The sequence below is a fragment of the Prevotella sp. E9-3 genome, from assembly GCF_022024015.1.
GTDB lineage: Bacteria > Bacteroidota > Bacteroidia > Bacteroidales > Bacteroidaceae > Prevotella.
The window spans coordinates 684397-710804 of sequence record NZ_CP091786.1 but is presented as its reverse complement, the minus strand read 5'-3'; the positions used below and the strand labels follow the sequence as shown (position 1 = coordinate 710804).

Genomic DNA, 26408 nt, shown 5'->3' with positions numbered 1-26408 from the left:
TGCAAAGTTAAGTATTTCTTACCAAAAAACAATGTTCGACAACAAAAAACAAAGGAATCCTTTTGCAATTTAATACTTTTTTCGTACTTTTGCTGCACTAACCAATAACAAACGAAATGAGGCAATCATTAAATGCAATGGGAATTGCGGTACTGTTCATGTTATTCATGCCTGTACAAATATTTGCCCTACCACAAGACGATTTCTCAACAAATCAAGAAAATCCACTAAGGGAATATACCAAAGAAAATCCACTGGTATTTGAAGACGCATTGGATTTGTGGCCTTATGCTTTCCGCAACGACAACGGCGAGGAGATGGGCTACAACCTTGACTTGGTTAGGGCTATCATGGAAAAGCTGAATATCCCTTACGTAATCAGACTGAAAGAACGCAGTCAGGTGTTGAACGACCTAAAAGATGGCAAAGCAGACCTCAGCCTTGGCATGGATGCGCATTTCCATAATCCTTATGCCAAATTCGGCAAAGTTCTCGTACATTTGTTTACCCATAGCGTAGTATGGCCTAAAAAAGAAAAGCGAACTATATTTAAACTTTCCGACTTAGGTCATGAAACGGTCATCGTACACGAAGGCAGTTACAGTCATCATTTGATGGAAAGCAACGGATGGCACTACAATGCCATTCCGCATACCGACATGAAGCACGCTATCATTGAACTATCGGAATCGGAAGAAGGTCAGATTCTATGGAACACTGCCTCACTGAAGAGTTTGCTTCATATGTACCATATTGAGAATCTCAACATAGCTCCTGTAGAAATGACAGACGGTGAATATCGTTTTATGTCAAACGACAGATGGCTGCTAAACAAAATAGACTCAGTGTACAACGAGATTGACTCAAGAAACGAGTTGTCTTCGTTACAAAACAAATGGTTCTATCCTGAAACTCAGAACACGAACATTCCATCATGGATATGGAACATTCTGAACATCAGCGTCATCCTTGTCATCCTGCTTGTTTTCTTTGCTGTTTGGGCCATTTACAGGGAACGGAGAGCTATTGAAGAAGGGAAAAAGCGTACGAGAAGACTTGCCCTCATCATGCATACCAGCGGACTTAGTATCTGGCTATTTGATATCAAAGCGCGTAAATTCACTTGGCTCGACCACGACGGTGTTGCCAGTCAGCGTTACCCTATCAGTGCAATGACCAACCGTGTAGGTGAAGAAAACATGAGACGCATAGTGGAATGTTTGGATAAGCTTGAAAACGAAGAAGCAGAGACCCTCCAACTTGAAGTCGTCACCTTTGCTGAAAGCAATCCCGAAGGAGGCGACCGTATCTACGTCATCAACATGTCTGTTCTGCGTAGAAAGCACGGAAAACCACACATTATAATTGCTGTTTGTTCAGACGTTTACGAGGAGCGCAAACGCCAGCAAGAAGCATTAGAGCGTTTAAGCCGATACCGTTCTGTATTCGATACAGCATTAGTCGATATGGTATATTACGATAAAGACGGATATATCGCCGACATGAACGAGCGCGCACAGAAAACCTTCAGAATGTCGCTGCAAGAAGTGGTCAAGAACAAAATCAGCATGCAGCAGATTATGAACATTAAGGATTTTGACTATAACTCATTTGACTACTTCTATTCTACCTTATTCGTGAAGCCTGACGGAACAGGGTGTACTGCAAAAGCTGAAAATGCCATGTTCTACGAGCTCCAGTTGGTGCCCATACACGATGAGCAGGGAGCGTTACAATGCGCTTACGGTACGGGTAGGGATGTGACTGAGGTCGTCCGTACTTACCGTACTCTTCAAAAGAGTGTTGCAGAAGTAAAACAGGCCACACAGAAAGTGACCGACTATGCACAAAACATCAACTATGTGATGGGAGTGGGCGGTGTGCGCATGGCATTCTATTCTCCAAGCACCCACACACTGACCATTTTCAAAGGACTGGAAGTGATCCAACACACATTGACCCAATCGCGCTGTATGACACTGGCTCATGAAACGTCAAAAAAAACTGCCATGCGCGCACTGAACAGTATGGATGAGCTCACAAAGAACAGTATTACCGCCGACATCATGACTACACTACGGGTAAAAGGCAAAAATCTGTTCCTTCAGTTCCGCTTTGTGCCCACATTCGATGCAGAAGGAAATGTAAACGGATATTTCGGCATGTGCCGTGATCTAAGCGAGATAAAAGCGACCGAGGTTTTGCTCCAGAAAGAGACTGTACGCGCACAAGAAGTGGAAGACCTGAAGAACTCTTTCCTCCGCAACATGAGCTATGAGATTCGCACGCCACTGAATGCTGTTGTAGGTTTCTCAGAACTTTTCGAACAGGATCACACGCCTGAAGACGAACTCATCTTTATCGAAGAAATCAAAAACAATTCAGCTCACTTACTTGAACTCATCAACGACATTCTGTTTCTGTCAAGACTGGATGCTCACATGATTGAAATGAACAAGCAGCCCACGGATTTCTCACTTTCTTTTGCCAATCACTGTGAGGCAGCATGGACAGGCTATCAAAAAGAGGGAGTAAAATACATCGTTGAAAACCGATACGATCAACTGGTTGTTGACATAGACGATACCAATATAGGTCGTGTCATTGAACAAATAGTCAGAAATGCCGTTCAACACACAGACCAGGGAATGGTATTGGCTCGTTATGACTATATAAACGGCAAGCTTTTTATCACTATTGAGGATACTGGTAAAGGCATGTCTGAGGAGTTACTCTCACAAATATATGAACGTTTTACAAGCGGCAACCATAAAGGTACGGGATTAGGACTGCCCATCTGTAAGGAACTTACCGAACAAATGGGAGGAACTATAGAGATAAATTCGACTGAAGGAAAAGGAACTGTGGTATGGATTGCAATCCCTGCCACAGCAAGTGCCATCAATCGAAAAAATGACTATTAAACAGTAAGAACGGAATGAAAGAATTATCACCTATAAAGAACAAGGTACAAGGAATATATATCTGTATCATCTTACTCTGTTTTCTATGTTTGGTAACTACTGAAACGAAAGCACACCCAAGGGACAGATATCCGGAGCAAAAGCCATTGGTGGTTCTGACCAATCGTGATTTCCCTCCTTACGAGTTTCTGAACAAGGATGGTGAACCCGACGGATTCCTGAACGAGCTTATCAAAGCAATACTTGACAAGATGGAGATACCGTACATCCTCACGACAAAAGAGAACTATCAGGCCACATACTGGTTTGAAAAAGGGGAAGCCGACTTGATTATAGACCCAGTATTCGTGCCTCATCAACAGCCTTGCTACACCTCGCGCTCCATATTGGACTATTACCGTTTGAAAGTGGCAACGAATATCAATGCTACTCCTATTGAAACATTAGGTCAACTGAAGAATGCCGAGAAGCTTGTGGTAGGAGAATATGACCATGCGGGTATCAAGACATTGAAAGAACTGAGACCAGACAGTGCATTTGAGACGGTTTTGCCAAAAGAAGCATTCAGGATGGTATCTTCCGGTGAACGATACTATATGTTAGGAGGTGATGAGCCATTGAAATGGAGTATTCATCAGTTGGGACTAACAGACAGTATCGTGCTCAGTCCACTATCCATCATTGTTGGAGAATTTCATTTCGTGGCCCATGACAAAGAACTTATCGACCTCATTGATGACTACTACGCTCGTATGGACCAGAATGGTGAACTGTATCAACTAAGGCAGAAATGGTTTCATCCAGAAGAGGCCAAGAACAATCTGCCCTACACCGTATTGTTCAGCACCATCCTTCTTATACTCTTCGTGATTGGTCTTGTCTATATCAATCGTAAGCTACATAAAAAAGAAGATCATGCCAATAGAGAGACGGAGGAATTGCACCACATGATGCAACTGGCTCTGTTGCAGAGTGACTACGATGTGATGGAATACGACTTGGTAAATGACAAGATTATAAACACACATGGAAGCATGCTACCAGAAGGAGGTATCAACTTCCAACAGCTGAAAGATCATATCCATCCCGACGACAGAGAAGAGATTCTAAAAAACATCAACCTCATCAAGAAAGGAGAGTTAAAGACTTATGAAATGAACATGCGCTGGAGGTCTTTCTATCAGGACAATCCCGACGAACCCCGTTGGATATATATTACCGGCCACTTATTGAGCGAGAAAGACAGTTCTGGACAAGTAAGATACATAGTTAGCACACTGAAAGATGTCACTCACGAGCATGAAGAGGAAGAAAAGGCACGAGAGCTATCGAACCGTTTCCAGAAAATTTTCGAAACGACACTCGTAGCCATGTCGTTCTACGACAAGGATGGATGCCTCATTGCCCTGAACGCCAACATGCGAAAGTTGTCTGGCTATGACGAGGCCAGCGAAGACTCATTCTTCCACACCGTAAGACTTCAAGACGCGCCACTCTTCAAAGGCGACTTCGACCCGTCAAGTTCCCACCACCTGCATGCCTGTCAACACATGTATTATCCCGATCTTGGCATCGACAGATACATTGAGGTTAGAATTCTTCCAACCTACGAAAATGGCGAGCTATTGTATTACGTGGTCACTGCACGCGACATTACTGCCGAACGTGCCATGTATATGGAGCTATACAATCAGGAAAAAGAACTGCGTGTCTCCAATGAGAAGCGAACAAAATATGAACGTGAGCTCAGATATCTGTTGGAAAACAGTAATATGTGGGTATGGAATTCCAGTCTCACTGAAAAGAAACTTCACTTCTCGCGAACGCTGCAGAAGAATGAGTTCACACTGACCTTCGAGGAGTTTATCAATAATATCTTTGAAGAGCAGCGAGCACTGGCAATGACTACTTTCGGAAACATGGTTGGTACTGATGAGAACTTCAATATCACCCTTCATTTCAGAAGATCGCCTGTGAACCCCGACCCTCAATGGATTGCCATCAGCGGTATTCCCATGCACGATGAAAAAGGACAATTAACGGGACATTTCGGAATAGTCCGCGACGTCACCGAACTGATGGAGACGCAGGAGAAATTGCGTCAGGAAACCAGTCGTGCGGAGGATTCCGGAAAGCTGAAGAGTGTGTTCCTTGCCAACATGACTCACGAAATACGTACGCCTCTGAATGCCATCGTAGGTTTTAGTGACCTGCTGCAGGTTATTGACACGACTGAGGAACGTCGCGAATTCATGAGAATCATACGTAACAACTGCGACATGCTCATCCGACTGATTAATGACATTATTGAGGCATCTAACATGAATCAAGGGCCACTGTCTATTGAGGCCGAAGATGTTGACTTTGCCATTGCCTTCAATGACATCTGTCAGACTCTTGCCCAACGCGTGCAAGAGCCAGGCGTAGAGTTCATCGTTGACAATCCCTATAAATCATTCCCCACGCATCTGGACAAAGGCCGCCTGCAACAGGTTATCACCAATTTCACCACCAATGCAGTGAAATATACCCACGAAGGTCATATCAAGGTGGGCTATCGTTGCGAGGAGAACAAGCGGAGCGACAATGGAGAAACCTCCACAGGCATCTACATGTACTGTGAGGACACGGGAGCAGGTATTCCCAAAGACAAGCAAAAAGCAGTCTTTGACCGTTTCGTCAAACTGAATGATTTCGTACAGGGTACTGGTCTTGGGCTCAGTATCTGTAAGAGTATTGCCGACCGCTGTGGCGGACGCATTGGCGTTACTAGTGAAGGTGAAGGTCATGGTTCAACTTTCTGGATTTGGATTCCCTGCGAAACAAGCCAATTAGTTGCCCAAGATACAAGTAATATATGATAGAATAATTACAACATAATAGCCATTAATAAACCATCATGTCTATTCAAAAAAGTAAATATATGTTGGCTAATGAGCGCGACATGCTCTGGGGCCTAACCGTTACTACCATCGGCTATGAAGAGATTCAGCCTGGTGATTCCTATCCCACCAAAGGCCATGCAGATGGTTACTTCTTCGATATTGAAAAAGGCCGTTGCCTAAACGAGTATCAAATACTCTACATTTCCGAAGGCGAAGGTGTTTTTCGTAGTGCATCGACCAAAGAGACCAAACTCCATGAGGGAGACATGTACCTTCTTTTCCCCGGCGAATGGCATACTTACCATCCATCAAAAAATACGGGATGGAAGAGTTATTGGATTGGATTTAAAGGCAAGAACATGGACGACCGTGTGACGCATGGCTTTCTTTCGCCACAAAAGCCCATCTACCATATTGGATTCTCCGATAGTATTGTTACCCTCTACAAACAAGCTTACGAGGCCGCTTTACAAGAGGCCGCCTATTCTCAACAACTGATGGCGGGAATTGTCAATCATCTGATTGGCATGATGTACTCACTGGAACGCAACATTCAACTAATGTCACGCAACCAGGCACATGTGGACATGATCAACAGAGCCCGCTTGCGCATCCGCGAAGCCTTAGAGAGTCCGCTCACCATCCAACAGGTGGCTGAAGAACTTGGCGTTAGCTATAGTAACTTCCGCAAGCTATTCAAGGAACATACGGGATTCTCTCCTGCTGTCTATCAGCAAGACTTGCGCCTTCAGCGTGCCAAGGAACTGCTCACCACTACTGATATGAGTATTAAGGAAATTGCCTACCAGTTGAATTTTGAATCACCAGACTATTTCTCGGCTAAGTTCAAAATTAAAACCGGGCGACGACCAAGCGAACTAAGGAACCAGTAAGAGTTGAGAATTGAGAATTGAGAGGTGAGAATTGAGAGGTGAGAATTGAGAGGTATGATTACTTATGACTATGGTAAGTACTCGAAGCAAAACTAATCATACCTCTCAATTCTCAACTCTCAACTCTCAATTAAAAAAGCCTCTCAACTCTCAATTCTCACCTCTCAATTTATTTAGAAGAAAATTGCTCTCTCTACCCAATAGCAGGCAATACCTGCCAGATAGCCAACGAAAGCAATCCAGGTAATTTTCTTCATGTACCAGCCGAAGGTAATCTTCTCCAATCCCATGACAACCACACCAGCAGCAGAGCCAATAATCAGCATTGAGCCACCCACACCAGCACAGTAAGCCAACAACTGCCAGAAGATACCATCAATAGCCATAGCTCCTTCAGCAGCCACGGGATACATGCCCATGCATCCTGCCACCAAAGGCACATTGTCAACGATAGAAGAAAGAATACCGATAATGCCGTTCACCAAATAGTAATTTCCGGCAAACGCTTCATTCAGTCCTTCACCCATAGCTGTCAACACTCCTACTTCCTGCAGAACGGCTACAGCCATCAGGATGCCAAGGAAGAACATAATGGTTGAGAGGTCTATTTTAGACAGCAGGTCGCTCACGCGCTTGGCCATGGTGTCTTCTTCTGAAATATTATGATGGAAAATCTCGGTAGTTGTCCATAGCACACCAAGAACCAGAAGAATACCCATAAACGGAGGTAAATGGGTTATGGTCTTGAAAATGGGTACAAAAATCAGACCGCCTACTCCCAACCAGAAAATGATATTACGCTCTTTCTTCGTAAAAGCACTTACTTCAGCCACCTGCAAATTCTGATCTTTATCGAACTTTCCATTGAGCGAATACTGAAGGATGAAGGCAGGAACGAGCATTGAAACAAGTGAAGGAACAAAAATCTCGCTTAACACGCCCTGTGTAGTGATAACGCCTTTAATCCATAGCATAATTGTAGTCACATCACCGATAGGTGAGAAAGCACCACCAGAATTAGCAGAGATAACAATCAGCGCAGCATAGATAAGACGCTCCTCACGGCTCTGTACCAATTTACGAAGCACCATAATCATCACAATCGAAGTGGTCAGATTGTCAAGAATGGCTGAAAGGAAGAAGGTCATAAAAGCCACACGCCACAGCAGTTTCCGCTTTGAACGTGTCTTTAAGGTATCACGTACGAAGTTGAAGCCGCCATTAGAATCAACAATCTCAACAATGGTCATCGCACCCATCAAGAAGAACAGCGTACCAGCAGCGTCTCCCAGGTGATGTTCAATCACTTCACTGATATGATGAACCACCTCGCCTGAGGCTATCTCAGGATAATACATACCAGGTGACACCATTAAAAGTGTCCAGCACCCCACACACATCAACAGGGCTATTGCCGCCTTGTTGATCTCGGTAACGCTCTCCAATGCTATACACAGATAGCCAATCACGAAGACCGCAACAATAAAGATTGTCAATGTAGCCATTTTTTCTCTTTTTACCTTAGATTTTTAATATATGTAATGAATAATTTTGGTCGTATCATCTATCAGGTTTCATACTTTATGCCTTCTGCAATATTTCTTCTGAACGGATGCCTAAAGCTGCCATCAACGAATATCCCAGAATCTCCTGCCTGAAATTACCGCCCTCACGAGGCTGCATGCCAAACACCGTGATTCGTTTCTCGTCATCAACATTTCGCAATGCCTGACGCACACGATCATACAACTCATCAGATACGACCACCATCACGCGTTTCACATCTGACTGGGCACAAACCAATTGGAGGGTATCAATAAAGAAATCAGCTTTCGTGGTCATTTCCTCTACTGGCAAAGCGCTAATAGAAAACTCGCCTAAATGATCCTTGAAAGCTTTACCATTCAACTCTTCCGAATAATTGGACGGAGCGAAATTGTGTAAACAGCTATGGCGTTTGTCATGAATAAAGACGGCCAGAACCTCATTTACACGTTCTGTGGAGCCATCAGCTTGTGGAAGTTCGCGCATTCCGCCATCTAAAGCAACACAATCTAACCATCGGGCCATATCAGCCGGCGGGATGCGTCGTCCCAACATGCGCTCAAAATTCACTATCAGGTCGAAAGCCACCTTATCTATATATTCTGCATCGGCCAGAATAATATTTTCGCTCCACTTTACTTCATTCATGACTGCAAAGTTACAATATATTTTCTCCACGCAAACATAATTATAAATGCTTTTTCAACTAATTGACTTAAATCAATTAAAAAATCATAAATTGGAGGCGAAAAATCAAATTATTCGTATATGAATGCCAAAATACGTTTAACTTTGCAGCGCAAAAAGAAATAGAAATACACAATGAAAAGTATTTTAGAAGGTCGTCCCGCACTAAAGTCTGAGATAGAGAAAATAGCTGAAGTAGCTGGTTATCTTTGGCAAAACGGTTGGGCAGAGCGTAACGGTGGCAATATCACTGTCAACATTACAGAGTACGTTGACGATGAGATTCGGAAATTGCCTGCTATCAGCGAAGTAAAGCAGATTGGCGTTACGCTTCCCGCATTGAAGGGATGCTATTTCTATTGCAAGGGAACAGGCAAACGCATGCGCGACTTAGCTCGCTGGCCAATGGAAAATGGTAGTATCATTCGTATTCTTGACGATTGTGCAAGTTATGTAATGATTGCAGACAATCCCGTAATGCCTACGAGCGAACTTCCCAGTCACCTCACAGTACATGCTCATCAGATTGAAACAGGCAGTGGCTATAAGGCTACCGTTCATACCCATCCCATCGAGTTGGTTGCTATGAGTCACAAGCGTGAGTTCCTTGGCAAGGATGTTCTGACAAAGATACTCTGGTCAATGATTCCTGAAACAAAAGCATTCTGTCCGTTAGGATTAGGCATTGTTCCCTATACCCTTCCAGGCTCAAACGAATTAGCCAATGCAACCCTCAAAGAGTTGGAAGACTACGATGTGGTGATGTGGGAGAAGCATGGTGTTTTTGCTAAGGGCAAGGATGTGATGGATGCCTTCGACCAAATTGACGTACTTTCGAAGAGTGCAAAGATCTATATCAATGCCAAGTGCATGGGATTTGAACCAGAAGGTATGAGTGACGCACAGATGAAAGAGATGACACGTGCGTTCAACTTGCCTCGATAAGGTTTAGGCAAGTCAAAGAATTGAAAGCAAATTGAAACATATATAATAATACGGACACTCGTAGATAGGAAATCTTTTTAAAAAACAGCTACTGACTATATACACATATATAAAAAATCATTATTACTTACTATTTAATAAATAAAGGTCCTGCCGCTGTGAAGCGCCAGGGCTTTTTTTATACGACAAGAATTATGCTTTTGCTTATCTACAGCAAAGCTATCATTTTAAATTTTGGCCATTATTTTTTGAATTTTGGCCAAAATTCAAAAAATAATGGCCAAAATTTGTTTTAGTATTTATTTCACAAAGATGGTTTGGTCGCAATATTCGGTCACAGCATGACGGTGGGTTACAAAGATAACGGTTTTCTTTTGTCCACGCAGAATATTATCAAGTAGCTGTCGTTCAGTCAATGGGTCGAGAGCACTTGTTGCCTCATCCAACAGAATAATACTTCCCGGACGCAACAGTGCTCTGGCTATTGCAATACGCTGAGCCTGTCCTTCCGAGAGTCCCCCACCCTGTTCAGCAAACACAGTATCAAGTCCATCAGGCAGTTCGTCAACAAATTGAGCACAGGCCATTTGCAGGGCTTCACGCATTTGTTCGTCAGTAGCCTGCGGTGCACCCAACAAAAGGTTTTCGCGCAGCGTACCACTTAACAAAGTGTTTCCTTGAGGCACATACACAAAGTTACACCGATGAAGGGGTGAGAGTATTTGTTCGCCAACGGCTGAGGCAGAATAAATACTGATAGCGCCTTGTTGAGGGTGAATCAAACTGAGCAGTAACCTGATGAGTGTTGTTTTTCCCGATCCCGTTTCACCAAGAATAGCAGTACACGAACCTGGTTTGAAATCATAATCGGCATGCTGAACAACGGTCCTATTACCAGGCATATAACTGTAGCTCACATCTCGGAAACGGACACCGCATGGCGATGGCAACATGATTGCTTTTCCCTGTTCCTCTTCTGGGATTTCTTCCAACTCCATGAGACGTTCAGCAGAAGTAAAGACATTCACAAAAGCGGGAGCCAATTTCGTCAGATTGCGTGCAGGGCCTTGAATACGATACACTAACTGCAGAAAGGCAGTCATGGCACCAAAGGTTATGGTACCATTATTCAGGCGCACCAATCCCCAAAGGAAAGCAATCAGATAACCCAAAGAGAAGCCAGTATTCAGAAACAGATTAGAAGCAACACTGAAAATTGTCCGTTGTTTTACCCGTTCTCTCAATACCGACTGGGTTCCCTCAAGTCTGTCAAGCATCAGTTCGTCGGCCTCCATTGTCTTGACAAGCATACGATGCTGCATGGTTTCTGTCAGCAGACTCTGAACAAAACTATCACTCTCGCGCACCTTTCTACTCAGCTGGCGCATCTTTGCAACATAAAACCTGCTTCCCAAGACGAACACAGGCAGAATGCCAACCGTGATGATGGCCAACCAGGTGTCCATCTGCATCAGATAGAAGAAAGCGCCAATAAACATGGCCAGCGTAGAAAGGGTGGAAGGTAAGGTTTCGGTGAGGAAATCAATCACATGGTTCACATCAGTTTCCAGTCGGTTGATAACATCACCTGAGTGCATCGCCTCACGCCCACGCCATTCTGAGCGCAACAGTCTGGCCAGCATCAGTTGTTGCATATTGTTACGCGCCTTGATGCCTAAGATATTCTTAATCCATACGCGAGAGATGCCCAAGGCAAAATCGCATAGCGTAATGGCAGCCATCAGCCCTACAGCAGCAATCAGTTCGCCACTGCTTGCTTTCTCTTCTCCTGCTGAAAGGCCAATACCTGCGGAAGCCAGATCAATGGCCCGCTGCATGGCCCATACCATAGCCAGACTGAAAGCAACTTCCAACAGTCCGATAGTGGCATTGAGTATAGCCTGTAGGCGATTGCCTTTCCATACTCGCCATAGCCAACACAAAATCTGTATGGCCGAGTACTTACTCTCTGGAATATGGAAATAATGACGTATGCTCACTTTCAATACTATATGATTCAACAATCAACCTATCTGACATCAGCTCCCCACATCATTTTTTCGCGCAACATGGAGAAATAGCTTGTTTCACGTCTTTTCACCACTTTCACCTTGTAAGGTGCTTTCGTCAACCTAAGTGTTGTGCCTTCAGGCAGTTTACCACTACGACCGTCTATGGCCACCAGGAATGAATGGCTGCGACTGCTCACTGTCAGTTCAATCTCGGCTGAGTCTGGCAATACAATAGGACGCACATTCAGCGAATGGGGAGCAACGGCTGTAAGCAGCAGTACGCCCGTTCCTGGAACTGTGATAGGGCCACCATTGGAAAGTGAATAGGCTGTTGAACCAGTAGGTGTAGAAACAATCAGTCCATCAGCCTGATAAGTGATCAGATACTCACCATCGATAGATGCACGGATAGAAATCATCGATGCCGAGTCACGTTTCAGAATCGACACATCATTCAATGCACAATCGTAACCTTCAATGGGTTCGCCATCTGTTTCTACATGAATCAGGGCACGGTCTTCAACCGAATAGTCGCCTCGATAGAGAGCATCCACAGTATCTTCTATATCGGCAGCACTTACATCTGCCAGGAAACCGAGTCGCCCCATATTGACGCCTACAATGGGAATCTGTTTGTCACGCACACGACTGGCAGTCATCAGTAATGTTCCATCACCGCCCATAGAAACAGCAAAATCGGCTTCAAAGTCTGAACCAGTAAACGTTTCAACTTCATCCAATGAAATCAGTTCACTGCAACATAAGAAGTCATAATACTCATCATCAATCACAATCTCTGCATTGTGCTGATGCAAACAATCAACAAGCTGTTTAATGGCTAATGACTTGTGTTGCTGATAAACGTTGCCGAAAATGGCAAACCTAAAACTCTTTGTAGGCATAGTACGAAAAAGACATAATCGTTCTGCCTGCAAAATTAGCCAATTTCCCGCAAACAAACAAGAAATAGGTAGTATTTCTCAAAAAACAAAGTTCGCGTATCAAATGGAATAGTAACAAAATGGGGATAATCCCCCTGTTACCAGATTTTGCTATTTCTTGAATCAAAATTTTCATTTTCCAAAAAGTAAAATTCATAATTTTGCTGGCAAATATTACAAATTTACCTAACTATAAAATTATCAATTATGACCAAAAGAATCTTTATTTCTTTGTTATTGGCAACTGTTTGCTGGTTTTCAGCATTCGCACTGACTGTCGATAACCTTCGTGTTCAATCATTACGCAATCCAAGCGGAATTGACACATTCACACCCCAGTTTTCTTGGCAACTTCAATCGGATGATCGTGGAGTAGTACAAACATCCTACCAGCTCGTCGTCTCTAAAGATGCCGATGGTTCAAATCCCATCTACGACTCGGGAATTGTTGAGAGTAGTCAGTCGGCTAATGTCACAACGGCTCTTTCATTACAACCTGCAAGCCGTTATTATTGGCATGTCACAGTAAATGACAACAAGGGTCAGAAAGCCACCTCTACAGAGACAGCCTTCTTTGAAACCGGTCTGTTGGCTTCAGGCTGGAGTGGAGCAAAATGGATAAAAGCCACCGATCTCAGTCCACAAGACGCTGCAGAAGAAATCACCGACTATATCGTTGAAGGAAAAGTTCAAATTGAGCATACTGCTGCCGGTCTTTGTTTTGCCATGCAAGATGCCTCAAACTTTTACTTCTGGCAATTGAACATTGAGGGCGACTATCCGCGTCTGCGTCCACATGTTTGGGCAAATGGCAATCCTGCTTGCCTTGACAATATTGACCTTCGTGGCAAGGTGGCATTAAACAATACAGACGAGTTTACCCTCCGAATAGAGGTGACAGGTGCCTCACGCGCACGTACGTATATAAATAATGTATTAGTCGATGAACGAACCGGTAACTTTAAGTTTGGTCGTGTAGGCATGCGCGAAGACCATGGCGAACGCGACGGACTAGAAGAGATTGGTGTTTACGATGACATCCGCGTCAGCAAATCCGATGGCACCCCACTTTTCTCAGAAGATTTCTCATCAGGCAACAGCTTCACTGGCGGTACCCTTACCAATAATGAAAAGCTACGTGTCGTAGGTTCAAAGAACAACCATGTACTGGTATGGCAGAAACAGACAGATGACAGCAATATTCATTATGCTGTTGACTTCGACATGTATCTTGTAAAATCGGCCGCTGCCATGATATTTGCCTACACTTCGGCTAACACTTACCACATGTGGCAGATTAATTGCAACGACAACGCCAATCCTGCCGTACGCCATCACGTCTATATCAATGGCAATCTGACATGGAACGATGCACAGTTCACCCAGTTTAAAAAGTCGGATTTGGTAGGCCACAGACGCCACTACCGAATTGAAGTAGAAGGCAATCAAATCTATACATACATAGATGATATGCTGGTTGACACCTACACCGACAACACAGGTTCTGCCGTAAAAGGAGATATCGGCATGCGTGTTGACAACAATACAGGCGAAGAAGCATACTACGACAATATTGTGGTCACCGAATATGACAAGGACGCAAAGCCTACGATTACTCTTTCTGAGGATTTCGAAGCCCTTTCTTCCGACTTTTTCTTTGACGCCAACATTGAGGAACTGGAAGGTAGTCGCATGTGTCATGTAAAATCACCCAATGCCGAAAGGAAAGTGATGCAGACACGCACAAAGGGAATGCCGATGTTCCGCAAAACATTCAATATCGACAAGAAAGTGGCTTCTGCCGTTCTGTTCACCAGCGGACTTGGTGTGTATGATCTCTTTATGAACGGCCAACGTGTGGGTCACCTCCAGCCCGATGGAACTACTGTTTATGAAGAGATGAAACCAGGATGGACCGACTACCGCAAACGTGTTTTCTACAGCACTCACGACGTCACCTCTATGATGAGTGAAGGCAAGAATGCGCTCTGCGCGCTCGTCACTACCGGTTGGTGGGCAGGAGCTGTGATGCATGGCGCCTACGGTTCGCCCGAACTGGGATTCCTGGCAAAACTACTCATCACTTACAGTGACGGTTCGCAGGATGTGGTAGTGAGCGACCTTTCATGGCTTTCTTCCAAGAATGGTGCCATGAAACTGGGCGACATCTATGATGGCGAGATATACGATGCACGCCTTATAGAACCTTGGACCACTGCCCAATATGATGACAGTCATTGGAATGCAGTGAGCGAGAACGCCGATTTCAAGGGCGAGATCAACGCTTTCACTGGCGGTTATGTACTATTGCTGCCAGAGCATTTCAAACAAGTCAAGACAGCTACCATCTATGAAGGCAGCACCCCAACGGGAACAGACTTCGGTATGGCCAATGTCATCACAACTCAGCAGGGACCTGCTCCTATCACCGTAAAGAAAGGCCAATCGGTACTCTTTGACTTCGGACAGAATATTGTGGGCTGGGTAAACTTCAAGGTTAAAGGAAAATCGGGCAACCGACTGAAGATGCGCTTTGTAGAGATGCTTAACGACAATGGTTCTCGCAGTCGTGGCAATGACGGCCCTGGTGGAACGCCCTATCTTACCAACCTACGCTCTGCCAAAGCATCTCTCTATTACACCCTGCGAGGTGATGAAGACGGCGAACAGTACCACCCATCAACAACTTTCTTCGGATTCCGCTACTGCGAAATTACTCCAGGCGATGATGTTGAAATTCTGGCTATTGAAGCCCAACCCATCAGTTCTTCAACCGATGAATTGGGATCGCTGGAGACGAGCAATGAGATGGTGAACCAACTGTTCTCGAACATCACATGGGGACAGCGAGGCAACTTGCTCAGTATTCCCACCGACTGTCCTCAACGCGACGAGCGATTGGGATGGACTGCCGACACTCAGGTGTTCTCACGCACAGGCATGTTCAATGCTCACATGGAATCATTCTACCGCAAGTGGATGCAAGACATGCGCGATGGTCAGAACAACGAAGGAGCATATCCTGGCGTAGCACCAGAAAACTGGGGAACTCCCTTCGGACAGTGCGTATGGGCAGATGCCGGTATCCTTGTTCCGTACAACATCTATATGATGACTGGCAACGTTGAAGCACTTCGTGAAAACTACGAGTCAATGACCCGCTACATGGATTATCTTTCTACTCAGGTTTTCGATGGCTACAAGTACAATGGCGGTGGTCTCACATGGGGTGACTGGCTGTCGTTTGTAAATACAGACACCCGTTACATTGCAGTGGCCTACTACGGTCTTGATGCGCAGCTCATGGCTACAATGTCGAAAGCATTAAGCCAGACTCCTAACGACATCTATGCTCAGAAAGCTCAACAGTATGAGGAATTGTACCAAAACATCAAGAGCGAGTTCCGTTCACGCTATATCACTCCTACGATCCGCCAGAACACGCAGACAGCTTTCCTCATGGCCCTTGAATACAATATGCTGGAAGGCGATACTGAGATTAACACCATCAAAGACCGTCTGAGCAAGGCTATCATTCGCAACAAGTATAAGTTGAACACAGGATTTGCCGGAACAGCGATTCTGAACACCACCTTGTCACGTTTCGGCATGACTGACCTGGCCTACGACCTGCTGCTCCAACGCGAATGTCCTTCTTGGCTCTATAGCATTGACCAAGGTGCTACCACTATCTGGGAGCGTTGGAATAGCTATACACTCGAAACCGGTTTCGGCGATCCTGGCATGAACTCGTTCAACCATTATGCCTATGGTGCCGTAGGCGAGTGGATGTATCGCTATATGCTCGGTATTGAATGGGATGATCAGGATCCTGGTTTCCACCACATCATTCTTCAGCCTAAGCCCGACTGTCGTACCACCCTTCCCGAAGGACAGCAACTTATCACCAGTGCACGTGGCCACCACCACAGCAATTATGGTGACATCCGTTCTGCATGGCAGTCTGTATCACAGGACGAGTTCACTTACGACTGTACCATACCTGCCAACACTACTGCAACGCTTCTGTTGCCTGTAGCCGACGAACAGACTCCTGTCTATGAGAACAATATTGCTGTTGAAGAGTCTGAAGGCATAGAATACATTGGCTATGCTGATGGTTGCAAAATATTCCGTCTGGGCTCTGGTACCTATCATTTTACCACCCATCTGAAGATTTCAGCTATCGCCCTACCCTCCGCCGTGGAGGGTCTGGGCGCTGCCGAAACAGTCTATGACCTGGCAGGCCGCAACTTCAGCAATTCAAAACAGGTTAAAGGCATTTACATTGCTGACGGAAAGAAATACCTCAAAAAATAAGAAACACGCCAACAACCCCTTAATCCATAAATAAAATGAAAAGAATACTTATTATAGCGTTCTTGCTTCTGACGTTCAATAACGTCTGTTTTTCACTAGCAGAAGGTTGGATCAACCCTATGGTTCTTCCCGGATTGGAAGACCGAAGCCTGGGCGATCCTTACATCATGAAATATCGCGGTTATTACTACCTCTATGTGAGTGCCGGCGACCGTAACATCTACTGTTGGCGTTCAAAAGACTTGATGGAATGGTCCTCTTCCTATATCTGTTGCACCGACGAGACAACAGCTGTGGCTTATGCCCCAGAGGTAATTTATTGGAATGGGAAATTCTATATGTGTACCTCACCACGCGGTGGAGGCCACTATCTTCTTACCAGCGACAGTCCGCTTGGCCCTTTCACTCATCAGACTGGCAACCTGGGACGCGACATTGACGGATCTATGTTTATTGATGATGATGGCAACTGGTATTTCTACCATGCCAATAATGGAGGTATTCGCGGATGTACCATGCCCACACATCTGAGTTTTGGCAATGATGTTGACTTAGGCTGCTGCATCACAGGACAGTGGACAGAAGGTCCTTGTGTGTTCAAACGCAATAATCTGTATTACCTCCTCTATACAGGCAACCACGTATGGACCAATGGCTACAGAATAGACTATGCTATCAGCGATGGAGGCCCACTTAGCGGATTCCGCCCTCAAAGTGACCAGAATCCCATTCTCATCGATACGGAAACGCCTACCCACAAAGCACTGGGACACGGAACAGCCTTCATCGGTCCTGACTTGGACACTTATTTCTTCTGTTATCATAACTTACAGGACAACAAGGCCCGACGTCTGCTCAATTTTGAGCGTATTGGTTTCTCTGGCGACAAACTGATTATGACGGGTCCCACCGACTGGGAGCAAGACCGTCCTCTTGTTGCTTTTAATGACTATTTTGAACGCAGCGTGTTGGGCAGCCAATGGACGACAAACGGAGGTAATTGGCACATCATGGACAATGATCACCTGAGTCAGGACAATAGCAACGGACACTGCACAGCCATTTTCGGGGACTATTCCTACGACGAATATACTGCAGAATTTACCTTACGCGCAACTGACGGCAACGGATACTGCGGAGCTGTCTTTTCCTATCTGGATGCCGACAATTATGCTGAGGCTCGCATCAATACTACTGAAAAGAAATTGGAAGTCGTTGTCGTTGAAGATGGTTCAGAGAAAAGCAATCGTGTCATTTCGCTTCCAAAAGACTTCGACCCATCGTGCTGGCATGCCATCCGCATTGAGAAGAACGGACGGTTTACTAAAGTGTACATTGACGGCATGCGCAAATATCAGATTACGACACAGATGCATGGAGGAAAAGTGGGTTATTCTACCCAATCATCGACAGCCGACTTCTCCTATATTGCCATCAGCCCCTACGTTGACGGCAGCGGCATACTGGGTGTCAGTCTTCCTATCCCTGGCATTATATCAGCCTCTATGTGCACAGAAAAGAGCGACGACGTGCGTGCCGTTTCCTATTCTATTGGAAAGGGAAATACCAATGGCATGAAATGTGGTGCCGGCAGCAAACTGGATTATCAGGTGAACATTCAAAAAGACAATCTCTACCATCTCAGTTTAACCTACAAATCGACTACCGAGGCCCATATTCGCCTATTCATAGACGGAAAGGCCGTAACAGGAAGCCGTACACTACCCTCCACACACTCGTCAATAGTCAGCGAGCCCATCTACGACATCACACTTCCTGGCGGTAAGCACACACTGACACTTGAAGTGATTGACGGACAGCCCATCATCTGCGAATACCTGTTCAAACGCGGCGTGATCAGTCCTCATGCCATGGCCGACAACTTTGACAATGGATTCAACAGCGAATGGGGATACCAAGAAGGCTACTGGACCATTGCGGATGGTCAACTTGAGTCAACTGGTGGCTATGGTAAAATGCTGATGGGAGGGTTCGATGACATACACCTCACGAACTATACTGTAGAGTGTGACGTCATCTATACAGGCACATCCATGAATGGCGGACTGCTTTTCCGCACCACGAACGCTTCTACTGGCGGTGCTGACGACAATCCTGTATTGGGCACCGATTTCCTCCAGGGCTACATCTTCATGGCCGGTACCACATCGGTAGCATTGGGCAAGCACAATTACGGATGGCAAACCTTGGCTACAGCCAACAAGAATGTGTCGCCTACCCAGCCTCATCACATGAAAGTCGAAGTAGAGGGAGCTACCATCCGATGCTATCTCGACGATATGGAAAAACCAGTGATTGTCTATACGGATTCCAAACCATTCATCACCGGACGTGCAGGATTCCGTACCCACAACTCTGTGATACGATTCGACAATTTCTCTGTCACCCCAATGGAGAAGCCTTCGGGCATTTCTGCTCCTCGCACCTACAAGGACGGTCAGCAGACTACTTCGTCAGTTGAATATCTGTACAACTTGAAAGGGCAGCGTGTCGATCCCGACTCTGCCCTTCCCCACACCATCTACGTTGCAGGCAACCGTAAGGTGGTTTATCACTAAAACACAATAATTATCACACTCACTATCCTATAAGCTGTGGAAGGAAGCACGAAACAACCAAGACTATGATGCCAAGAATGAGCACGGCAATGGTCTTCGGCGAGCATCCTTTCCACTCCTTAAGGATAATACCCCACACATTGGAGAATACAACGTTCAGCGCCATCAGGATACAGAACGAAAGGGTTATGAGTGTAGGACTTTCCTTCAGGAATCCCTTTCCAAGAGCCAATCCGAAGAACTGTGAGTACCACAGTGCACCGGCAAGCAGACAGAACAGGAGGTTGTTGCACCATACCGACTTTTTCTTGTAGTCACCCCAGGTATTGTTCTTGTCGTTCTGAAAGAAGCAGTAAAGTGCATTGGTCATGAAGCCACCGAAAGTAACAAGCAGTGTAGCAGGCAGGGTACGGAACATTGGATCGGTAAGCTGACCGAAATTGATATCCTTACCAAATTCCAGACCTACATTGAAACAACCACTCATGAAACCGGCCAACAAGGCAATTGCCAGTCCTTTCGGGAAATTAAAGTCCTTCACCGCCTCACGTTTCTCCTCTTCAGAAAGGGCTGCCGACTTCATGGCACCTGCCACACCAATAATAGCAATACCCAACAAGGTAACAACCACGCCGGTAATCACAGCAAAGGTAAGAGAATCGAGTGCATTGAGTTCAGGGAAAAACACATTCAACAGCACTGGGCCCATGATGGTTCCAAGTCCGGCACAGGTTCCCAAAGCAATCGACTGACCAAGGGCAACACCTAAATAGCGCATGGAAAGACCGAAAGTGAGACCTCCCACACCCCAAAGGATACCAAAGAGAATGGTCATGAACACATTGAACGAGGGAGCCTCAGTGAATAATCCAAACAACGACTCGCCATCAGGAACAGCCAACAGTGCGCCAAGGAATGGCAGAAGCAACCAGGCAAATACACCTTGGATAATCCAATACGATTCCCACGACCAGTTCTTTATTTTATTAATAGGTACATAGCAACTGCTTTGGCAGAATGCGCCAACAGCAATAATCAAAAGTCCGATAATTACTTCCATGATATAAAAGGATAATAATAGATTTAATGATTCAGTTATTGATTACAAAAATACGAATAAATATATTTACCACCAAAATATTTGCACAAAAAATTATCCACTTCAGTCCCAACACTCAAGGTCAAGTTCAGGCAGTTGTGATCGATGGAACGTAGGTTCCTTGATGCCTTGACGCTTCTGTTGGCGGTAATCGTCCAACAGTCGGAAAACATATTTGGCAAGAAGTATAATAGCCACGAGATTACAAGCCGTGAGCAAGGCCATGCAAAGGTCTATGATGCTCCATACGGTATCGAGCGAAACGAGAGCGCCAAACATCACCATCACGCCGCCCGAGAAAATGCGGAACACCGTAACGGCCTTTGAATTGCTGGTCATAAAGCGGATGTTTGCCTCACCATAGTAGTAATTGCCAATCATACTACTATAGGCAAAGAGGAAAATGGCCACAGCAACGAAGGTGGCTCCCCAGGCCCCTACCTCACTCTGAAGTGCCCTCTGTGTAAGAACAATACCATTCAGCTCCGGATGGTCATAGAGACCGCTAATCAGGATGATAAACGCTGTACATGAACATACCAGCAAGGTATCGGTAAAAACGCCAAGTGCCTGAATCAGTCCTTGTTTCACCGGATGGCTCACTGCGGCTGTGGCTGCAGCATTGGGCGCACTGCCCTCGCCGGCCTCATTCGAGAAGAGTCCGCGCTTCACGCCATTCATAATAGTGGCACCGACGGTTCCGCCAATAGCCTGATTAAGTCCGAAAGCGCTTTCAATAATCACCTTGAACACATGGGGAATATAGGAAAGGTTCATAAAGATGACGACCAGAGCCAACACGAAATAGCCCACCGCCATCACTGGCACAAGTACCGAACTGACACGGGCAATACGCTGAATACCGCCGAACACGATAACCAGTGTCAGCGCAGTCAACAGCAAGCCCACCAATACTGGGTCAAAACCAAAGGCGCCCTGCATTGCTCCACAGATAGTATTTGCCTGAACCGAGTTGTTGGCCAATCCAAAAGACACAGTGATGAGCACGGCAAAAAGGAAAGCCATCCACTTGCTGTGCAGACCTTGCTGAATATAATAGGCCGGGCCACCGATGAACGAATCCTGATGATGACGCTTGAACAACTGACCTAAGATGGATTCGACAAATGCTGTGGCCGATCCCACAAGAGCCATCACCCACATCCAGAACACAGCACCAGGTCCGCCAACGGCTATTGCTGTGGCCACACCGGCAAGATTGCCTGTTCCAATGCGTGAAGCGAGTGACACTGCAAATGCCTGGAATGAAGATATGTGCTTCTCATGCCCTTTTGGTCGGTCTGACGAATCGGTTAGCAAGCGCAACATTTCGCCAAACATGCGGAATTGTACGAAACGAGTGCGGACTGTAAACCACAAGCCACATCCCACCAATGCAGCAATAATCACATACCCCCATAGGGCATCGTTCAGTTGATTGATCAAGTCTATCATAAGTATTGTGTATATGTGCAAAGGTAGCGACTTTTTACCATACTGCCAAACAATTGTTATGAATTGTAAAAAAACGGCATTCCCCCAAAAGCAGAAGAATGCCGTTCCCCAATCAATATTTCATAACTATTTATCGCTTGCTGGTTACATCCTTTTCATACTGCTGGATGCACTGGATGAACTCCTCGCCTACGGGCACGTTGTTCTTCAGGTTGAAATAGTCGAACACAGCGCCGAAAGGCATAGACTTGGCCTCTTCCATCAGAGCCAGACGCTCAAAGTACTGACCGTTGTCCTCGTACTTACGCAACTGTTCTTTGGGTTCGAGCAGTGCCTGCAGGATGCACTTCTGTGTGGCACGTGTACCAATGATGTAGGCACCAATGCGGTTGATAGAAGCATCGAAGTAGTCGAGACCGACATGGGCGCGGTCCAAGGCATCGCAGCGTACCAGTTCCTTGAACAGATCCAGTGTCTGGTCGTTCATGATGGTTACGTGGTCTGAGTCCCAACGTACGGGGCGGCTGACGTGCAGCATCAGTTCGGGCACGTACATCAGCAAGGTGCTTACGAAGTCAGAAACGTTCTCGGTCTGCTCGTAGTGACCGGTATCCAGTGTGTACATCTGCTTGCGGGTAGCGCAGTAGGCTGTATAGAAGTCGTGTGAGCCCACGGTGTAGCTTTCCAGACCAATGCCAAACAGCTTAGCCTCAAAGCAGTTCTTCACGCCATCGAGCTTCTCGGCCATGATCTCATCGAGTGAAGCAGCCAGAATTTCGCGGTATTTCTTGCGCTGAACGGGCATATCCTTTGAACCGTCATGCACCCAGATGTTCATGATACAGGGATCATTCTGGGCCTTACCCATAGCATCGGCAATGCGACGGCAGCGCTTGGTGTGTTCAATCCAGAAGTCGCGGATAGACTTGTCGGGGTTGCTCAGTGTCAGATCGCCACTCTTGGGGTGTGAGAATGAGGTTGAGTTGAAGTCGAGCTTCATGTTGTTCTCCTTAGCCCAGTCAATCCAGCTCTGGAAGTGTTTTACTTCTACCTGGTCGCGATCAACGAACTTGCCCTGGAAGTCGCCATAGATTTCGTGCAGGTTCAAACGGTGGTTACCGCCCAGCAGAGTCTTTACGAACTCAATGTCCTGACGAACCTCGTCAATGTTGCGTGCACGTCCGGGGTAGTTACCAGTGGTCTGAATACCACCACTCAATGCATCGTTGCGCTCGAAACCAACCACGTCGTCGGTTTGCCAGCAGTGCAGAGAAATCTGCTGTTTCTGCAGCTGGTCAAGTACTGCATCGGTGTCAACACCAATGGCTGCATAACGCTCTTTAGCTACGGCGTATGCCTGTTCAATCAAATTTGCTTTCATGCGTTTTAAGTCGTTAATTATTGATGAATATTATTTTTGTTGTTATTTCTCTTTTGTTAAAGGATGGTCGCATACTGTCTGCAACGGGTGGACATTATTTGACGATGCTAAGGTAGCGTTCAAAAGCGGCATCCCAGACAGCCTTGTCCTGTGGCTCATACTTCACGAGCTCAATGCTGTTGGCAATGATGGCACGCATTTCCCAGATATCCTTGACCAGACGGGCAGCCTTGGCTTGCAGCAGGATATTGCCGATGGCTGTACCTTCCTGCGGGCCGGCAAGTACGGTGGCACCGGTAGAGTTGGCAGTGAACTGGTTCAGGTATTTGTTGAGCGAACCGCCACCAATGATATGCAGCACGTCGAGACGGAAGGGAGCAAACTCCTGCATCCACTGGAACACCTGACGATAGCGCAGAGCCAGTGAGTCGAAGATGCAGCGGCATATCTCTGCCGGGGTCTCTGGCACATACTGGTTGGTATCGCGACAGTATTTCTTGATGGCTCCAATCATTGAAGCAGGAGCAGCAAACATCGGATCGTCGGGATTGATGAGCGAGCGGAAAGGCTCAACGCTCATGGCTTGTCCCTGCAGCTCGGGATGAGAAAGTTTGCGTACTTCCTCGGGCCACTCTAAGCGGCAACGCTCATAAAGCCACATGCCGCAGATATTTTTCAAGAAGCGTGTGGTGCCCTCTATTCCGCCTTCATTGGTGAAGTTGCGCTCGTAAGAAAGATCGTTGATGATGGCATCGTTCGTTTCAATCCCCATGAGAGACCATGTACCACTCGACAGATAGGCAAACTTCTCGTCCTTGGCCGGAACAGCAGCCACAGCAGAACCTGTATCATGACCGGCAACGGCTATCACAGGCACGGGGCCCAGTCCGGTGAGTCGCTGGACTTCGTCGGTGAGCACGCCAATCATTGTGCCTGGCTGAACCATCTTTCCAAACATAGAACGGGTAAGTCCCAACGACTGCAACAGGCGCTCGTCCAGCTGCTTGGTGCGTGGGTCGAGCAACTGTGAGGTTGAAGCGATGGTATATTCGCACACCTCATTGCCAGTGAGCATCCACGAAAGAGCATCGGGCACGAAGAGTATTTTCTTTGCAGCCTTGAAAGCCGAATTGCCCTCGCGCTTCATAGCGTAGAGCTGGAAGATGCTGTTGAAGTTCATGAACTGAATACCTGTCACATCATAAACCTCTTTCTTTGAGATAACATGCTTCAGGTAATCGTCCATCGCATCGAAAGTAATAGGATCGCGATATGCACGTGGGTTCCTTAATATAGCATTATCTTCGCCAACAAACACAAAGTCCACTCCCCAGGTATCGATACCTATAGAAGTAATCTCGATAGCTCGATGGGCCACTTCCTTCAGTCCACGGATTATTTCGAAATAGAGGGCGTAAATATCCCAATAGTAATGTCCGCCCTGTTCAATCAGATTATTGGGGAAGCGAGTTACCTCTTCCAGTTCAAAGTGTCCGTCTGTTATGGTACCGATAATTGTTCGGCCACTTGTGGCACCAAGGTCAACAGCGAAAAAACAATTCTTGTTTTCCATCTTTTAGGTTCTAGCTATATAAAATTAGTAATATGCTTGCAAAATTACACAAAACAGAGGTTCGCCCACATTACTATTTGATTATTTCACCTATTTTTTTGGTATTTAAATATAAGTACCGTTGCAATAGCCGTTTATTTTCGCATGAATAGAACTTCTATCAGACAATAGCAGGTATTCGGCTGAAAAGAATTATAGCTATAATTTCCCGAATTTTAGCTATAATTTTCGCAATTATAGCTATAATTTGTTTTAAAGGCATTACCAAAGAGATTGAAGAGAACGTCTATTCCATCAGAAAAAAACAACTATTGATTTGCAAAACGAAGTCATCAAGTTCTGAAAGAAACCAGTGTATTATTCTTCTTTGACAAGACTCAACCAGTAAGTAAACGGAGAAAAACAAAAAAGGCAACCATTTGGTTGCCTCTTTGTAGCGGGAGCCGGGATTGAACCGGCGACCTCATGATTATGAATCATGCGCTCTAACCAGCTGAGCTATCCCGCCATCATTGCTTAATTCGGCATTCGACAAATGGTCCAGCGGCCGTTAAGCGGGTGCAAAGGTAGTAATTAGTTTCGAAACCGCAAAATATTTTTCCAATTTTTCTTCCAATATCAAGTTTTTTTTGTACTTTTGCAGCAGCTACTAATCATATTTTTAGCATGACAACATGAAAAAACAAAGATTGGACATAGAATATCCGCTGTCAGCAGGGCAGTTAGATACTGTATGGAAACTCATCAGCACCGACCACGGGTTGGGACGTTGGCTGGCAGACAAAGTTACTGAAGAAGATGGCATCATATCATTCACATGGGGACAACCATGGGCTGATCATCACACATTAGAGGCAAACATATTGGAATGCGAAAAGAACAAACGCATTCGTTTTCAATGGGTAGAAGAGGAAGATCCTGATGCATACTGGGAGATGCGTATCGGCCAGAGTGAACTGACTGGCGAACTCTGTCTATATGTAGTTGATTATGCACAGGAGGATGAAATTGACGATTTGCGTTCTCTTTGGGATGGAAACATGGAACGCCTGCATGCCTCAAGTGGACTATAAGGTTAAAGACACTAGTGCAATAAATCGCGAGAGAGTATCATCTACATATAAATAATAATAGGAGCGGCCGGTTGGTCGCTCCTATTTGTTTTGGAT

15 protein-coding genes and 1 tRNA gene are annotated in these 26408 nt (G+C 45.7%); 7 read left to right on the top strand and 9 right to left on the bottom strand.

Annotated features, from left to right (window positions below):
• Positions 1–116 precede the first annotated feature (116 nt).
• Genes L6475_RS02575 through L6475_RS02565 form a run of 3 tightly spaced genes read left to right on the top strand, consistent with a single transcriptional unit; the run spans position 117 to position 6702 of the window.
• Complete coding sequence (locus tag L6475_RS02575) at positions 117–2924, top strand: ATP-binding protein (RefSeq protein WP_237822232.1); 2808 nt, start codon at positions 117–119, stop codon at positions 2922–2924.
• Positions 2925–2938: 14 nt separating this feature from the next.
• On the top strand, positions 2939–5785 hold the full coding sequence (locus tag L6475_RS02570; protein WP_237822230.1) for an ATP-binding protein: 2847 nt from the start codon (positions 2939–2941) through the stop codon (positions 5783–5785).
• Positions 5786–5829: 44 nt separating this feature from the next.
• Positions 5830–6702, top strand: coding sequence for an AraC family transcriptional regulator (locus L6475_RS02565; protein ID WP_237823968.1), 873 nt, complete (start codon positions 5830–5832; stop codon positions 6700–6702).
• 173 nt (positions 6703–6875) lie between these two features.
• On the opposite strand, the gene nhaD is transcribed toward L6475_RS02565, so the two are convergent.
• Together nhaD and L6475_RS02555 are read right to left on the bottom strand one after the other, a co-directional pair.
• A complete protein-coding gene (gene nhaD, locus L6475_RS02560; RefSeq protein WP_237822228.1) occupies positions 6876–8207 on the bottom strand; it encodes a sodium:proton antiporter NhaD in 1332 nt (443 codons plus the stop codon).
• 76 nt (positions 8208–8283) lie between these two features.
• Positions 8284–8895 (bottom strand): DUF6621 family protein, encoded by a 612-nt coding sequence (locus L6475_RS02555; protein ID WP_237822227.1) that lies wholly within the window; start codon positions 8893–8895, stop codon positions 8284–8286.
• A 174-nt stretch (positions 8896–9069) separates the two neighbouring features.
• Here L6475_RS02555 and rhaD point away from each other — a divergent pair, with 174 nt between their 5' ends.
• Positions 9070–9879, top strand: a complete 810-nt coding sequence (gene rhaD, locus L6475_RS02550) for a rhamnulose-1-phosphate aldolase (RefSeq protein WP_237822225.1) — start codon at positions 9070–9072, stop codon at positions 9877–9879.
• A gap of 299 nt (positions 9880–10178) precedes the next feature.
• On the opposite strand, the gene L6475_RS02545 is transcribed toward rhaD, so the two are convergent.
• Both L6475_RS02545 and L6475_RS02540 read right to left on the bottom strand, forming a co-directional pair.
• Positions 10179–11879: an ABC transporter ATP-binding protein gene (locus L6475_RS02545; protein WP_237823965.1), complete on the bottom strand. Its 1701-nt coding sequence runs from the start codon at positions 11877–11879 to the stop codon at positions 10179–10181.
• Positions 11880–11908: 29 nt separating this feature from the next.
• Positions 11909–12793 (bottom strand): NAD kinase, encoded by an 885-nt coding sequence (locus tag L6475_RS02540; protein WP_237822223.1) that lies wholly within the window; start codon positions 12791–12793, stop codon positions 11909–11911.
• Between the two features lie 246 nt (positions 12794–13039).
• Between L6475_RS02540 and L6475_RS02535 the strand changes: the two genes are divergently transcribed.
• Both L6475_RS02535 and L6475_RS02530 read left to right on the top strand, forming a co-directional pair.
• Complete coding sequence (locus tag L6475_RS02535) at positions 13040–17152, top strand: alpha-L-rhamnosidase (protein ID WP_237822221.1); 4113 nt, start codon at positions 13040–13042, stop codon at positions 17150–17152.
• 35 nt (positions 17153–17187) lie between these two features.
• Positions 17188–19731 (top strand): family 43 glycosylhydrolase, encoded by a 2544-nt coding sequence (locus L6475_RS02530; RefSeq protein WP_237822220.1) that lies wholly within the window; start codon positions 17188–17190, stop codon positions 19729–19731.
• A 22-nt stretch (positions 19732–19753) separates the two neighbouring features.
• Here the strand turns inward: L6475_RS02530 and L6475_RS02525 are convergent, their stop codons facing one another.
• From L6475_RS02525 to L6475_RS02505, 5 genes are all read right to left on the bottom strand, one after another.
• Positions 19754–20791 (bottom strand): L-rhamnose/proton symporter RhaT, encoded by a 1038-nt coding sequence (locus L6475_RS02525; protein ID WP_237822218.1) that lies wholly within the window; start codon positions 20789–20791, stop codon positions 19754–19756.
• A 102-nt stretch (positions 20792–20893) separates the two neighbouring features.
• Positions 20894–22285 (bottom strand): sodium:alanine symporter family protein, encoded by a 1392-nt coding sequence (locus tag L6475_RS02520; protein ID WP_237822215.1) that lies wholly within the window; start codon positions 22283–22285, stop codon positions 20894–20896.
• Positions 22286–22415: 130 nt separating this feature from the next.
• Positions 22416–23666: an L-rhamnose isomerase gene (locus L6475_RS02515; RefSeq protein ID WP_237822213.1), complete on the bottom strand. Its 1251-nt coding sequence runs from the start codon at positions 23664–23666 to the stop codon at positions 22416–22418.
• A gap of 94 nt (positions 23667–23760) precedes the next feature.
• Complete coding sequence (locus L6475_RS02510) at positions 23761–25239, bottom strand: rhamnulokinase family protein (protein WP_237822210.1); 1479 nt, start codon at positions 25237–25239, stop codon at positions 23761–23763.
• Positions 25240–25673: 434 nt separating this feature from the next.
• Positions 25674–25747, bottom strand: a tRNA-Met gene (locus L6475_RS02505).
• Between the two features lie 166 nt (positions 25748–25913).
• Here L6475_RS02505 and L6475_RS02500 point away from each other — a divergent pair.
• The gene (locus tag L6475_RS02500; RefSeq protein ID WP_237822208.1) at positions 25914–26312 is read left to right on the top strand and encodes an START-like domain-containing protein; all 399 of its coding nucleotides are present in this window, start codon (positions 25914–25916) and stop codon (positions 26310–26312) included.
• Positions 26313–26408 lie beyond the last annotated feature (96 nt).